The 13770-nt window shown below is 58.9% G+C and carries 15 protein-coding genes; 3 read left to right on the top strand and 12 right to left on the bottom strand.

What is annotated here, in order from left to right:
- Positions 1-10: 10 nt before the first annotated feature.
- Positions 11-424, bottom strand: coding sequence for a VOC family protein (locus QMX84_RS08480; protein ID WP_262122966.1), 414 nt, complete (start codon positions 422-424; stop codon positions 11-13).
- 108 nt (positions 425-532) lie between these two features.
- Here QMX84_RS08480 and QMX84_RS08475 point away from each other — a divergent pair, with 108 nt between their 5' ends.
- A complete protein-coding gene (locus QMX84_RS08475) occupies positions 533-1393 on the top strand; it encodes a LysR family transcriptional regulator (RefSeq protein ID WP_262122968.1) in 861 nt (286 codons plus the stop codon).
- Between the two features lie 244 nt (positions 1394-1637).
- Here the strand turns inward: QMX84_RS08475 and QMX84_RS08470 are convergent, their stop codons facing one another.
- Positions 1638-2486 carry an NmrA family NAD(P)-binding protein gene (locus tag QMX84_RS08470; protein WP_282363584.1) on the bottom strand — a complete coding sequence of 283 codons (849 nt, stop codon included), beginning with the start codon at positions 2484-2486 and terminating at the stop codon, positions 1638-1640.
- A 114-nt stretch (positions 2487-2600) separates the two neighbouring features.
- On the opposite strand from QMX84_RS08470, the gene QMX84_RS08465 reads away from it, so the two are divergent.
- Together QMX84_RS08465 and QMX84_RS08460 are read left to right on the top strand one after the other, a co-directional pair.
- The gene (locus QMX84_RS08465) at positions 2601-3503 is read left to right on the top strand and encodes a LysR family transcriptional regulator (RefSeq protein ID WP_262122972.1); all 903 of its coding nucleotides are present in this window, start codon (positions 2601-2603) and stop codon (positions 3501-3503) included.
- 110 nt (positions 3504-3613) lie between these two features.
- A complete protein-coding gene (locus QMX84_RS08460; RefSeq protein ID WP_282363583.1) occupies positions 3614-4633 on the top strand; it encodes an RHS repeat-associated core domain-containing protein in 1020 nt (339 codons plus the stop codon).
- 60 nt (positions 4634-4693) lie between these two features.
- Here QMX84_RS08460 and QMX84_RS08455 read toward each other — a convergent pair whose 3' ends face one another.
- From QMX84_RS08455 to QMX84_RS08410, 10 genes are all read right to left on the bottom strand, one after another.
- Positions 4694-5086, bottom strand: coding sequence for a DUF2802 domain-containing protein (locus QMX84_RS08455; protein ID WP_048371360.1), 393 nt, complete (start codon positions 5084-5086; stop codon positions 4694-4696).
- Complete coding sequence (locus QMX84_RS08450; protein ID WP_262122976.1) at positions 5087-5566, bottom strand: chemotaxis protein CheW; 480 nt, start codon at positions 5564-5566, stop codon at positions 5087-5089.
- 64 nt (positions 5567-5630) lie between these two features.
- The gene (locus tag QMX84_RS08445; protein WP_282363582.1) at positions 5631-6428 is read right to left on the bottom strand and encodes a CheW domain-containing protein; all 798 of its coding nucleotides are present in this window, start codon (positions 6426-6428) and stop codon (positions 5631-5633) included.
- Positions 6429-6512: 84 nt separating this feature from the next.
- The gene (locus QMX84_RS08440; RefSeq protein WP_048371367.1) at positions 6513-7301 is read right to left on the bottom strand and encodes a ParA family protein; all 789 of its coding nucleotides are present in this window, start codon (positions 7299-7301) and stop codon (positions 6513-6515) included.
- A 50-nt stretch (positions 7302-7351) separates the two neighbouring features.
- Positions 7352-8242 (bottom strand): flagellar motor protein MotD, encoded by an 891-nt coding sequence (gene motD / locus QMX84_RS08435; protein ID WP_262122979.1) that lies wholly within the window; start codon positions 8240-8242, stop codon positions 7352-7354.
- Positions 8243-8244: 2 nt separating this feature from the next.
- A complete protein-coding gene (locus QMX84_RS08430) occupies positions 8245-8985 on the bottom strand; it encodes a flagellar motor protein (protein WP_048390386.1) in 741 nt (246 codons plus the stop codon).
- Complete coding sequence (locus QMX84_RS08425; protein ID WP_282363581.1) at positions 8985-10115, bottom strand: chemotaxis response regulator protein-glutamate methylesterase; 1131 nt, start codon at positions 10113-10115, stop codon at positions 8985-8987. The genes QMX84_RS08430 and QMX84_RS08425 overlap by 1 nt, the downstream gene beginning before the upstream one ends.
- A 49-nt stretch (positions 10116-10164) precedes the next feature.
- Positions 10165-12375: a chemotaxis protein CheA gene (locus QMX84_RS08420; protein ID WP_282363580.1), complete on the bottom strand. Its 2211-nt coding sequence runs from the start codon at positions 12373-12375 to the stop codon at positions 10165-10167.
- A 65-nt stretch (positions 12376-12440) separates the two neighbouring features.
- The gene (locus QMX84_RS08415; RefSeq protein ID WP_262122986.1) at positions 12441-13229 is read right to left on the bottom strand and encodes a protein phosphatase CheZ; all 789 of its coding nucleotides are present in this window, start codon (positions 13227-13229) and stop codon (positions 12441-12443) included.
- A 20-nt stretch (positions 13230-13249) separates the two neighbouring features.
- Entirely contained in the window at positions 13250-13621 is a 372-nt protein-coding gene (locus QMX84_RS08410) for a chemotaxis response regulator CheY (protein WP_162207692.1), read from the bottom strand.
- Between the last annotated feature and the right edge of the window lie 149 nt (positions 13622-13770).

The following is a 13770-nucleotide window of genomic DNA, read 5'->3' as shown; positions in this document are numbered from 1 at the left end:
TTTAAGGGTGTTAAACGGCGTACACCGATGACCAATCGGTGAATCCTTTGATCTCAATGGGATTGCCCGACGGATCAAGAAAAAACATCGTCGCCTGTTCACCCGGCGTTCCCACAAAGCGTCGGGTAGGCACCATCACAAAGTCGACGCGGCGATCCTCCAGCCGCGCTTTCAACGCCAGCCAGTCCGGCATTTCCAGCACCACCCCAAAATGCGGCATGGGCACCCAATGCTCGCCCACTTTGCCAGTGTTAGTGACGGCAAACGGCTCGCCCAGATGCAGTGACAATTGATGGCCGAAAAAGCTGATGTCCAGCCAGGTCTCAGTGCTGCGCCCCTCGATGCAGCCCAAAACCCCGCAATAGAACCCACGCGCAGCGGCCAAATCGTGAACGTGGTAAGCGAAATGAAATAGCGATTTCACAGCAAGCTCCTTGAGCCGGATGCGGCCACATGATCGGGGCAGAAAGCATGCCGCGTCATGCTCAAAAGAGATAACCTGTTATTTTTTTCCAGAACGAAATTAATTCTTATGGATACGCGCTACCTGAAAAGCCTGATCGCAGTGGTGGAATGCGGATCCATTGCCAAGGCCGCACGCCTTGAAGGATTGACCGCGGCCGCGATCAGCCAGCGCATCGTCGCGCTGGAACGCCAACTGGGGCTGGAGTTGTTGCTGCGCGTCGGGCATGAGGCCAAGCCCAGCGCCGCGTGCCTGGACTTATTGCCCAGAGCACGGCGCATCACCCATGAAATAGCGCTGCTGGCCGGCGATGCCGACGCTGAGGGGCTGACCGGCCCGTTGCGCATCGGCGCGATTTCAACCGCGCTCACTGGCATCCTGCCAGCTGCTTTGCGCACCTTGACCGGCACAAGCCCGCAGCTAAAGCCGATCATTGTGCCGGGCACCTCGCGCTCGCTGTTTCAGGCATTAGAAGCCAATGAGCTGGATGCCGTGATTGTGGTAGCACCGCCATTTGATCTGGCCAAGCGGTTTAATGCGCAGTTGTTGCGCCGGGAACCCTTGGTGTTTATTGCCCGTGAAACCTCGCCCGAGAGCGTCAACCTGCGTTTGCAGAGCCAGCCCTACATTCAATACGACCCCGACGCCTGGGGCGCCCGGCATGCTTCGCAGTACCTGCAAGACCACGGTTTGCTGCCTACCGCCGTGCTGGAACTGGACGCCCTGGAAACAATAGCCCTGCTGACCGCTGAAGGGTTGGGCGTGAGCCTGGTGCCCCGTTGGTCCGGCTTTGAACGCTGGGCCAGCGGTTGCGTGGCAGAGCCCGTGGGCGACGAGCGTTACCACCGCGAGATCGTCCTGATCAGCCACGCACACAGCGCCAAACCACGGATGGTTGCAGCGCTGAGCAGTGCGTTGTTGCAGCCGTAAATTACGATCTATACCCCTCCCCTGTAGGAGCGAGCTTGCCTCGCGATCTTTTGATCTTGATCTGGCTGTTGATCCAGGAGGCCCCGTTAAATCACGCTGGCCGAACGCAGGTTTTATCTACCCAGATCAAGAGCCCCCTCACCCTAGCCCTCTCCCGAAGGAGAGGGAACTGATTGGGGGATGCTGAAGATTATCGGTGGCCTGTTTACTACGCGACAGCGTGGTGTCGAAGATGGAGCTGCAGCTACAGCAAAAGCCCCTTCAACACCGTCTCAAGCTCAACCTGCTCTTTGCGCGGCGTGCCGGCAAATTCGATCCAGCCTTCGTTGAAGCCATCGATCATCTGCATGCGTGGCAACGGGTTGCGCATGCCCTGCTCGCTAAACAGCGCCTGCCAGCGATCACGCGGCACGACCTGCATGCTCACCGGTTTGTCGAGCAAGCGGGCGAAGGTCTCGGCAATCTGGTTCGGGGTAATACGCTGCGCGCCTTCCAGTTCAACAATGCGCTGCCCTTGCCAGGTCTCCTGCAACAACTCGGCAGCTACCCGCCCCACGTCCGCCGTGGCAATCATGGGTACCGGCTTGTCCAACGGCTGCAGAAAGCTTGGGATCAACCCGCTCTCAATCGCCGGGGCGACATCCCACAAGGCGTTCTCCATAAACCAGCCGGGGCGCAGAAACGTCACCGGCATGGCCAGCGACCCCAAAGCCTGTTCAAGTAGCTGCAACTGGTTCAGCAGGTTGGGCTGTGCGGCCTGAGCGCCGATGGTTGACAGGCAAACCACCTTGCCCGGCCGGGCGCATTGCAGTGCCTGGCGAATGTTGTCGACCAGCACCCGCGCCTCAAGGAACCCCGGCGAAGGGTCGAAGTTGGACGGCAACATGATGAACACCCCGTCGACACCGCTAAACGCCTGCGTCATGGCCTGGGCATCGTCGACTTCTGCCAGCGCCAGCTCACAACCCAATTGGGCCCAAGGCAGCCCTTTTTCGGCACTGCGCACCACCGCCCGCACCGGCTGACCGGCACCTAGCAATGCCCGCGCGACAGCGCCACCCACTTTCCCGGTAATGCCTGTGACTGCGTACATATGTGCCTCTCCTCAACTCAAACAACGGCTGTTGTGTTGGCAGAAATTATCAAGCGCAGACACCTGATTCTTCGATAGCATCAGTGTCATTGCATACGTGACAGGTAATCACTAATGAGCTTTGATCCGGGTTTGGCCAGCGGCATGGGCGTGTTGAGCGCGGTGGTCGACAGCGGCAGTTTTGCCAAGGCCGCCGACCGGCTGGACATCACGCCTTCCGGGGTAAGCCGGGCAATTTCGCGGCTGGAGAAACGCTTGGGCATTCGCCTGTTCGACCGCACCACGCGCTCGGTGCAATTGACCGATGAAGGGTGTCGCTTTTATCAGGAAGTCGCCCCGCTGCTGGCCGGGCTTGAAGACGCGGCCAATTCGGCGGCTGACAGCGCGCTGACCGTACGCGGGCGCTTGCGGGTCAATATCGACCCGTATTTCTCAAGGCTGGTACTGGGCCCGGTATTGGGCGAGTTCATGCGCCGCCACCCGCAATTGCAGCTGGACTTGCACACCAAAGACCAACTGGGCGATCTGGTGGCTGACGGCTTTGATCTGGCCATTCGCTTTGGCCACCCGCAGTCGTCTTCGCTGGTGGCGCGCAAGCTCATGGAGGTGCGCGTACTGACCGTCGCCGCACCCGCGTATTTCCAGCGTTACGGGCGCCCTGACAGGCCGCAGGACCTTGAACACGGCCAGCACGTGTGCATCGACTTTCGCGACACACAGACCGGACGACCGTTTGCGTGGGAGTTTCATCGCGACGGGCACATACTCATCGTGCCCACCAATGGCCGGTTGATCATCAACGACGCCAGCACCTTGTACAGCGTGTGCGAGCACGGTCACGCGGTGGCGCAAATGCTCGATCTGGGGCTGGCGCCCGCGCTCAAGGACGGGCGCCTGGTAGACGTATTCCCCGACTGGCCCGATGAGCGTTTTCCGCTGTACGCGTTCTACCCGTCGCGGCATTTACCGGCGGCTAAAGTGCGGGCGTTTCTGGAATTTGTGCAGGGGTTGTGTTGAGTTCACGTCGCAGACAATGACCATGATCTACCTGTCAGTTCTGCTAGTAGACAACGCCATTCATACAACCGATTCTGCGATCTTGAACTTACCTGACAGGAGTTCCGGGCATGGCCGCTATGTATCGTTATGATCCGCTGGATCGATTGATGAGTTGTTTGTCAGACACGCAAGCCAGCGGACAACGCTTTTATTGCGCCAATAAACTTGTGACAGACATTCAAGGACCGGCCAGTTATTCGCTGTTCCAATACGACAAAAACAGCTTGGCACAGTTTCGCCAACAAGGACCTCAACGGGAAAACATTCTATTAGCCAATGACCCACAAGGTTCGGTGACTCAAGCAATAACAGAAACACAGTTTAATACCCTTACTTATACCCTTTACGGATATCAGTCCGATCACAGCGGGTTCGTCAGTCTATTAGGTTTTAATGGCGAGCGTTGCGAGTCGTTGACCGGACATTATTTATTGGGCAATGGCACTCGCGCTTTCAATCCCGTACTGATGAGATTCAATAGCCCTGACCCCATGAGCCCCTTTGAGGGCGGAGGCATAAATGCTTATGCCTATTGTAGAAACGACCCCATTAACTGGAATGACCCGTCGGGCAATATTCCCATAAAGAAGATAGCTTCCTTAGTCACTAAAATACCAAGAGTCAAGCCTGCAAAGACTGCAGTTGAGCGCGCAAAACAGGCGTTCAGCAACACTCAGAGTGCACTTAAAAAAAGGTTAGATTATTATCTAGCCGTCGACGCTGAAAAACGGGGTGAATTTATAGGTCGTGTCTCAGTCTATGAGACACCCTCATCGACTATCGATATCAATAAAGCGTATACAGATGCTCAAGCAATTTACAAATTTAATGTAAAGCCTCGACCCAACATAGAACCCTATTATTTCCCTGGCCCACCCGGCCACCCTTCCGCAGTAGACACCACCGCATTTGACGCCACCAATATTTACTTTGAAAGCAAAAAAAAACAACTACTAAACACACCAACAAACCAAAGAAGTGAAAGGCATAATTATGAATTAAATAAATTAAGCCACCAGATAATGTACAACAAACAAAACCGACTTATTCATATTCACAACTCACTTAAAAACATCCGAAACGCCTAAATACTCACTCTAAAGAAACAATATTTTATCAATACGCTGCGGACTAAGAGACGTCCCGTTTCAACCCTTGTGCATCTTGCTCATCAACTCGGCCTCGGCCTGGGTCAGGCCACAGGACTGGGTCAGTTCGTCGACGCTGGCGCCCATGCCGACCAGTCGCGCGGCCTGGTCAAAGGACAGGCTGGTAGGGTCGCGTTGTTCAAGGCGGGTGAGTTTTTCGGGCAGGGGGGCCACCACCGAACGCATTTCGTGCAGTTCTTCGCCCATTTGCACGTTGCCGTTCTGGTAAGTATCCAGACGGCGGCTGAGTTCCTTGAGGCGGCGGTCGCGGCGGGCGTCGGCCTCGGCCTGCTGCACGGCGGCCACGCGCTGTTTGCGCACGTAGAGCACAAACGCACACAGGCTCGCAGCCCACAGCAGGGCCAGCACGATTACCGCCACCTCAAGGATCAATCAGATGTTCTCCAGGTCTGACCACTCGTCTTCGGTCATCATTTTGTTCAGCTCAACCAGAATCAGCAACTCGCCGTTCTTGTTGCACACGCCTTGAATGAACTTGGCCGACTCGTCGTTGCCCACGTTCGGCGCCGTTTCGATTTCAGACTGACGCAGATACACCACTTCCGCCACGCTGTCGACCAGAATGCCCACCACTTGCTTGTCGGCTTCGATGATGACGATGCGTGAGTTGTCGGTGATTTCAGCGTTGTACAAGCCAAAACGCTGACGGGTGTCGATGACGGTCACCACGTTGCCGCGCAGGTTGATGATGCCCAACACATAGGCTGGCGCACCCGGCACCGGGGCAATTTCGGTGTAGCGCAGCACTTCCTGCACTTGCATGACGTTGATGCCGTAGGTCTCGTTGTCCAGCTTGAAGGTGACCCATTGCAGGATCGGATCATCGGAACCCTGTGCGGCTGATTGCTTCATACCCCAAACCCCTGACTAAAAACTTAACGGTGTGTGTTGTCTAACCGCGCTCAAGCCCGGTCATTTATGTATCCACCTGATGGCGGGTCGCGCCGCTGGCGATCAAGTCGGCAAGTTCTGCCACGTCCAGCAACGCGCACATGTGTTCGATCACAGTGCCCGCCAACCACGGGCGTTGCCCGCGCTGCGAACGCCATTTGATCTGGTTAGGGTCCAGGCGCAATGAACGGCTGACCTGATGCACCGCCAGCCCCCATTCATAGCCCTGAACCGAAATAACGTATTGCAGTCCTTCACGAAAATCGTCGCGGTAACGCTCCGGCATTACCCAGCGCGCCGTGTCGAGCACGTTGAGCTTGCCGCTCTGGCTCGGCAGAATGCCCAAAAACCAGTCAGGCTGACCAAACAGCGGGGTCAACTCGCGATTGTGCAACGCGTAAATCGAACCCAGGCACACCAGCGGCACCGCCAGGGTCAGACCTGCGACATCGAACAACAGGCATTCAAACGGCTCGCTGGCCCACGCCGGGCGACCATCGTCCTGCACCGGCAAGCGGGTGCCGGTTGCGTTAGGGCGCGGCACGTCGAGCAGCGGTGGCGCCAGTAAGTCGGCATTCGGCAGCACCTCTGACAACGGCACCGGCACCGCCAGTTCCTGCACAGGCTCCTGAGGCGTCAGGCGGGCATCACGGACTTGCTCTTCCAGCACCGCAGCGGCGAATTCGTCCAGCGCCTCGGGCTCGGCCGTCAGTACAGGCTCCGGCGCTTGCAGCGCCTCTTCGGTTGTATCAAACAGCAAGTTGTCCAGGTAAGCCTGCAAGGCTACTTGCGGGCTTGTAGACAGCGCGACCGGTTGCTTCATCAGGTGCCTCACTCAACCTTGGCGCGACCATGACCTCTAAGGGTTATCGGCCACGCCATGCAGATACTTGAATGCACGCCCAGCTCACACCGGCTGCGGTGTGAGTTGCTGGGTCAACATGTGTTTGAGCAACGCGCGATACGCAATCGCACCCCGGCTTTTGCCGTCGAACTGCGAAGGCGTGAGCCCTGCCCGGCTGGCGTCACGCAGACGCGTGTCGACCGGGATAAAGCCCTGCCACAGCGTTTCGGGGTGTGAGTCACGCAGTACCCGCAAGGTGCTCATGGAAGCCTGGGTGCGGCGGTCAAACAGGGTCGGCACGATGCAGAACGGCAATGCCTGTTTGCGCGAGCGGTTGATCATCGCCAGGGTGTTGACCATGCGCTCCAAGCCCATCAGGGCCAAGTGTTCGGTTTGCACCGGGATGATCAACTGCTGGCTGGCCGCCAATGCATTGACCATCAGCACGCCGAGCAAGGGCGGGCTGTCGATGATCGCGTAGTCGTAGTCCTGCCACAGTTGCGCCAGGGCACGGGCGATCACCAGCCCCAGGCCACTCTGGCCCGGCGATTGGCGCTCAAGCGTTGCCAGTGCGGTGCTGGCCGGCAACAAGGCAATCTGCTCGTTGCTGGTGGGTAACAGGAGTTGCGCGGTCAGGCCGTCGGGCACCTGCCCCTTGTGCAAGAACAGGTCGTAATTGCTGTGCTCAAGGGCGTCCGGGTCATAACCGAAATAACTGGTCATGGAGCCATGCGGGTCGAGATCGACCACGACCACGCGCTTGCCCGCCTCGGCCAGCAAACCCGCCAGGGCGATGGAGGTGGTGGTCTTGCCGACCCCACCTTTTTGATTAGCTACAGTCCAGACTCTCATTCAGTTATTCCTCCCGGTTGCACGCGTGCCGACCGAGAATTGCCATGCACTTATAGGGACGGTGACGGGGAATTGACGGCATTCCCTCGAACCAGCGGCGTTGATCGTGGCGGTGCAGTTTGTGTGCCAGCACGCTTCAAAGCGGCATCCGGTGTGACGTTGGCGGCGCCGCTGCTGGTCAAACTGCGACGCACTTCCAGGTTGCGTGACACCACCAGCACCACGCGACGGTTGAGCGCACGCCCTTCTGGCGTTGCGTTATTGGCCACCGGCTGAAACTCGGCGTAGCCCACCGACGCCATGCGCCCCGGGTCTACGCCTTGCATCGCCAGCATGCGCACAATGCTCGCCGAGCGCGCTGACGATAGCTCCCAGTTGGTGGGATATTGCGCAGTACGAATCGGCAGATTATCGGTAAACCCTTCGACGTGAATCGGGTTGTCGAAGGGTTTAAGGATCGCCGCCACCTTGTCGATGATGCTGAACGCCAGGTCATTGGGCATCGCATCGCCGCTGCCAAACAGCAGGCTGGAGTTGAGTTCGATCTCGACCCACAGCTCGTTGCCACGCACGGTGAGCTGGTGCGAGGCAATTAAGTCGCCAAAGGCCTGGGTGATGTCATTGGCGATGGTTTTCAGCGGATCGTCCTGGGCCTGGCCCAACCCCGCGTCAGTGTTTTCGCTGTCTTTGATCAGCGGCTCGGCCGGCTTGGTGGTCAGCGGGCGCTCTTCGCCCACCGGGATCGGCTTGATGCTGCGCTCGGTGTCGTTGAACACCCCCACCAGCGCCTGCGAGATCACTTTGTACTTGCCTTCGTTAATCGACGAGATCGAGTACATCACCACAAAAAAGGCAAACAGCAAGGTGATGAAGTCTGCGTAGGACACCAGCCAGCGTTCATGATTGACGTGCTCTTCAGCAGCGCGGCGGCGTCGGCTCATCGTTACCCCGTAAACCCTTGGAGTTTGAGTTCGATGGCCCGCGGGTTCTCACCCTCGGCAATCGACAGGATGCCTTCAAGCAACATCTCGCGGTACAACGACTGGCGCAACGCAATGGCCTTGAGCTTGCTGGCAATGGGCAGCAACACCAGGTTGGCGCTGGCCACCCCGTAAATGGTCGCCACAAACGCCACGGCAATGCCGCTGCCCAACTGCGTCGGGTCGGCCAGGTTGCCCATCACATGGATCAAGCCCATCACCGCGCCAATGATGCCGATGGTCGGCGCATAACCGCCCATGCACTCAAACACTTTGGCGGCTTCAATGTCACGGGTTTCCTGGGTCATGTAGTCGACCTCCAGCACGCTGCGAATGGCTTCGGGTTCAACCCCGTCCACCAGCAGTTGCAGGCCCTTGCGCGAGTAGCTGTCGGGCTCGGAATCGGCCATGCCTTCAAGGCCCAGCAAGCCTTCCTTGCGCGCCGTGAGGCTCCAGTTGACGACGCGGTTGATGCCGCCCGCCATGTCGATCTGCGGCGGGAAGAAAATCCAGCCCACGGTCTGGATCGCCCGCTTGAAGGCGCTCATGGGCGACTGCAACAGTGCGGCGCCAATGGTGCCGCCCAAAACGATGAGTGCCGCCGGGCCATTGGCAAGCGCGCCCAGGTGCCCGCCTTCGAGGTAGTTGCCGCCGATAATCGCGACAAAGGCCATGATGATGCCGATCAGGCTGAGCACGTCCATCAGTGACACGCCTCAACCAAGTGGCGGCCCATGTCATCAAGGCTGTACACCGCGTCAGCGAGGTTGGCCTTAACAATGGCCATGGGCATGCCGTAGATCACGCAGCTGGCTTCGTCTTGCGCCCACACCTGGCTGCCGCCCTGCTTGAGCAAGCGCGCGCCTTCACGGCCGTCTGCGCCCATGCCGGTCAAGACCACCGCCAAAACTTTGTCACCGTAGGTCTTGGCCGCCGAGCCAAAGGTGATGTCGACACTGGGCTTGTAGTTCAGGCGCTCATCGCCCGGCAGAATCCGTACCATGCCGCGACCGTCGATCATCATTTGTTTGCCGCCCGGTGCCAGCAAGGCCAGCCCGGGGCGCAAGGTGTCGCCGTCTTCGGCTTCCTTGACGCTGATGCGGCACAGCTTGTCCAGACGCTCGGCAAAGGCTTTGGTGAACGCCGCCGGCATATGCTGCACCAGCACAATGGGCGCCGGGAAATTGCCCGGCAACTGGGTCAATACCCGCTGCAACGCGACCGGGCCACCGGTTGACGTGCCAATGGCCACCAACTTGTAAGGCTTGCGTTTGGGTGCAGGCGAATGAGCGGCCGGGGCTGGCGCCGCACGGCTGGCAATCGGTGTGGTGCGGGTCGGCGCGGGGGCAGGCGCAGGCGCCCCAGCCAGCGGCGCACGGCTCACAGGTGCCGGTGCGGCAACGGGCGGCGGCGCGCTGTAGCTGGACAGGCGCCGGTTGCTGCGCGAAATGGTATGGACCTTTTCACACAGTAGCTGTTTGACCTTGTCGGGGTTGCGCGAGATGTCTTCGAAATTTTTCGGCAGGAAGTCCACGGCCCCGGCGTCCAGCGCATCGAGGGTCACGCGCGCGCCTTCATGGGTCAGCGACGAGAACATCAAGACCGGCGTCGGGCAGCGCTGCATGATGTGGCGCACCGCGGTGATGCCGTCCATCATCGGCATTTCGTAGTCCATGGTGATCACGTCGGGCTTGAGCGCCAACGCCTGATCAATTGCTTCCTTGCCATTGGTGGCGGTGCCGATCACTTTAATCGTCGGGTCAGCCGACAGAATTTCCGACACACGACGGCGGAAAAACCCAGAATCGTCCACCACCAGGACCTTGACTACCATAAACACTCCGTTAGGCGGCAGGGCACGCTGGCGCGCCCTGCTACGAGAATCAAATACGCCGCGAGGCGTAGTGCTTGAGCATGCTCGGCACATCCAGGATCAAGGCAATGCGACCGTCACCGGTAATGGTGGCGCCCGACATGCCCGGCGTGCCCTGAAGCATTTTGCCCAACGGTTTGATCACCACTTCTTCCTGGCCCACCAGTTGATCGACGACAAAGCCGATGCGCTGGGTACCAATCGAGATAATCACCACATGCCCTTCGCGTTGCTCTTCATGGGCGGCCGAGGCCACCAGCCAGCGCTTGAGGTAGAACAGCGGCAACGCTTTGTCGCGCACGATCACCACTTCCTGGCCGTCGACCACGTTGGTGCGCGACAGGTCCAGGTGGAAAATTTCGTTGACGTTGACCAGCGGGAAGGCAAACGCCTGATTGCCCAGCATGACCATCAGGGTTGGCATGATCGCCAGGGTCAGCGGCACCTTGATGACGATTTTTGAGCCCTTGCCCAAGGTCGACTCAATGGCCAACGAGCCATTGAGCTGGGCGATCTTGGTTTTCACCACGTCCATGCCCACGCCACGGCCCGACACGTCAGAAATCTCGGTCTTGGTCGAAAAGCCCGGGGCAAAGATCAGGTTGTAGCAGTCGTTTTCGCTCAGGCGATCGGCGGCGTCCTTGTCCATCAGGCCTTTTTTGACGGCGATGGCGCGCAGCACATTGGCGTCCATGCCTTTGCCGTCGTCAGAGATCGACAGCAAGATATGGTCGCCTTCCTGCTCGGCGGACAGCACCACCCGCCCGCACCGCGACTTGCCCGCGGCTTCACGCTCTTCAGGGGTTTCACAGCCATGGTCAACCGCGTTGCGCACCAAGTGCACCAACGGGTCGGCCAGCGCCTCCACGAGGTTTTTGTCGAGGTCGGTGTCTTCGCCCACCAGTTCCAGGCTGATTTCTTTTTTCAGCTGACGGGCCAAATCGCGAACCAGACGAGGGAAGCGGCCGAAAACTTTCTTGATCGGCTGCATGCGGGTCTTCATGACCGAGGTTTGCAGGTCTGCGGTGACCACGTCGAGGTTGGACAGCGCCTTGGCCATGGCCTCGTCATGAATGCTCAGGCCCAGGCGCACCAGGCGGTTACGCACCAGCACCAGTTCGCCAACCATGTTCATGATTTCGTCGAGCCGCGCGGTGTCTACCCGCACCGTGGTTTCGGCCTCGCTGGCCACCGGTTTTTCCTGCGGTGCCGGTGCTGCCCGGGCGGGCGCCGGGCGCGGGGCGGCAGGCTTGGCTTCGGGCTTGGTTTCGACCTTGTTGGCGACCGGCGCTGCAGCCGCACTGACCGTCGCGGCAACCGCTGGGCTTTCGGCCGAAAACTGGCCTTTGCCATGCAACTCGTCGAGCAGCGCTTCAAATTCTTGATCGGTGATGTGGGCTGCCGGGGTGTCCGCGACGGGTTCAGCCGCAACGTCAGCAGGGGTAGTAGCGACAGCCTCAAGGGCTTCTGCGCTGAACGAGCCCTTGCCGTGCAACTGGTCCAACAGCGCTTCGAATTCATCGTCAGTGATTTCATTGCTGGCCGCAGCTGACGCTGCCGGAGCTGTAGCGGCTGCGGGCGTGGCCACGGCGTTCGCAGAGAACTGGCCTTTGCCGTGCAACTGATCGAGCAATGACTCGAACTCGGCGTCGCTGATTTCGTCACTCAGGGTCGCGTCTTCAGGGGCTTGTTCGACAAGCGCCGCATCCGCTTTGACCGCATTCAGCGAGTCGAGCAGTTGTTCAAATTCGTTATCGGTAATGTCGCCGCTGCTGTCGATCGACACGGCCTCGACCACCGCAGCAGGCGCTTCGACCGCTGCCGGTGCGGCGGCAGGCTCGGCCAAACGCGCCAACGCGGCCAGCAACTCGGGGCTGGCGGCGGTGATCGGGCTACGCTCGCGCACTTGGGCAAACATCCCGTTGACCGCGTCCAGGGCCTCAAGCACCACGTCCATCAGTTCCGCGTCGACGCTGCGCTCACCCTTGCGCAGGATGTCGAACACGTTCTCGGCGATGTGGCAGCACTCCACCAACTCATTGAGCTGCAGGAAGCCGGCGCCTCCTTTTACAGTGTGAAAACCGCGAAAAATAGCATTGAGCAAGTCAGCATCATCCGGTCGGCTTTCCAGCTCGACCAGTTGTTCAGACAGCAACTCTAAAATTTCGCCGGCCTCAACCAAAAAATCCTGAAGGATTTCTTCATCGGCGCCGAAGCTCATGTGTGTGCTCCTTGAAGGAGGACCTTTCAGCGCCGGACAACAGCGCCCGCACGCCTACTCAAGACCTAGAAACCTAAACTGGACAGCAAATCGTCTACATCATCCTGGCCGGACACGACGTCACTACGCTTATCGGCATGAATCTGCGGACCTTCACCCTTCGCCAGGTTTTTTTGCGAATTATTTTCAGCACGCAGCGCTTCGTGGTCATGCTCGATCCCGGCAAAGCGATCGACCTGGCTGGCCATAAGTACCAACTTGAGCAAGTTCTGCTCGACGTCGGTGACCAACTGCGTGACCCGTTTGATCACCTGACCGGTGAGGTCCTGGTAATCCTGGGCCAGCAGAATGTCAGTCAGGTTACTGGAGACGATCTGCTGTTCGGCTTCGCTGCGCGTCAAAAAACTGTCTACCCGACGCGCCAGCTCGCGGAACTCCTCAGCACCGACTTCGCGGCGCATAAAACGCCCCCAGTCCGCGCTCAGAGCCTTGGCTTCCTGACCAAGGCCATTGACCAGCGGCGTGCAGTTCTCGACCAGATCCATGGTCCGGTTAGCGGCGGCTTCCGTCAGCTTCACAACATAAGCCAAGCGCTCGGTCGCATCCGTGATCTGCGACACTTCTTCGGCGCGCGGCATGGTCGGATCAATATGAAAATCGACAATCGCGCTGTGCAATTCACGCGTCAGCTTGCCGACTTCACGATAAAGGCCACGATCGCGGGTCTGGTTCAGTTCATGAATCAGCTGTACCGCGTCGCCGAACTGGCCTTTTTCAAGGCTTTCTACCAGTTCTTGAGCATGTTTTTTGAGGGTCGATTCAAACTCGCCCACTGTTGATTCCTGCCGCTCCATAGTGCCCCCCGGGGAACCGTTCAACCGATGCGTTCAAAGATCTTTTCGATCTTGTCCTTGAGGGCGATGGCGGTGAATGGCTTGACCACATAACCGTTCACACCGGCTTGGGCAGCCTCGATGATCTGCTCGCGCTTGGCTTCGGCGGTGACCATCAAGACCGGCAAGTGCTTGAGTTTTTCGTCGGCACGCACGTGGCGCAGCAAGTCGATACCGGTCATGCCCGGCATGTTCCAGTCGGTGACCAGAAAGTCGATATGCCCCAGATTGAGAATCGGAATCGCCGTGGTGCCGTCATCCGCCTCGACCGTGTTGGTGAACCCGAGGTCACGCAACAGGTTTTTGATGATCCGCCTCATCGTTGAAAAATCATCAACGATGAGGATTTTCATGTTCTTGTCCAATTCGACCTCCAGCAGTCTTAAACGCGATCACAACCGGACCGCGCCATTCAATCAATTCGGTTTATTACGCATCCAACCTGTAGGAGCGAGCTTGCCTCGCGATCTTTTAAAAGCCCCAAAGATCGCGAGGCAAGCTC

Source organism: Pseudomonas sp. PS01297 (assembly GCF_029959305.1).
GTDB lineage: Bacteria > Pseudomonadota > Gammaproteobacteria > Pseudomonadales > Pseudomonadaceae > Aquipseudomonas > Aquipseudomonas helleri.
The sequence above is the reverse complement of the archived record's forward strand: the minus strand, read 5'-3'. Positions and strand labels throughout refer to the sequence as shown.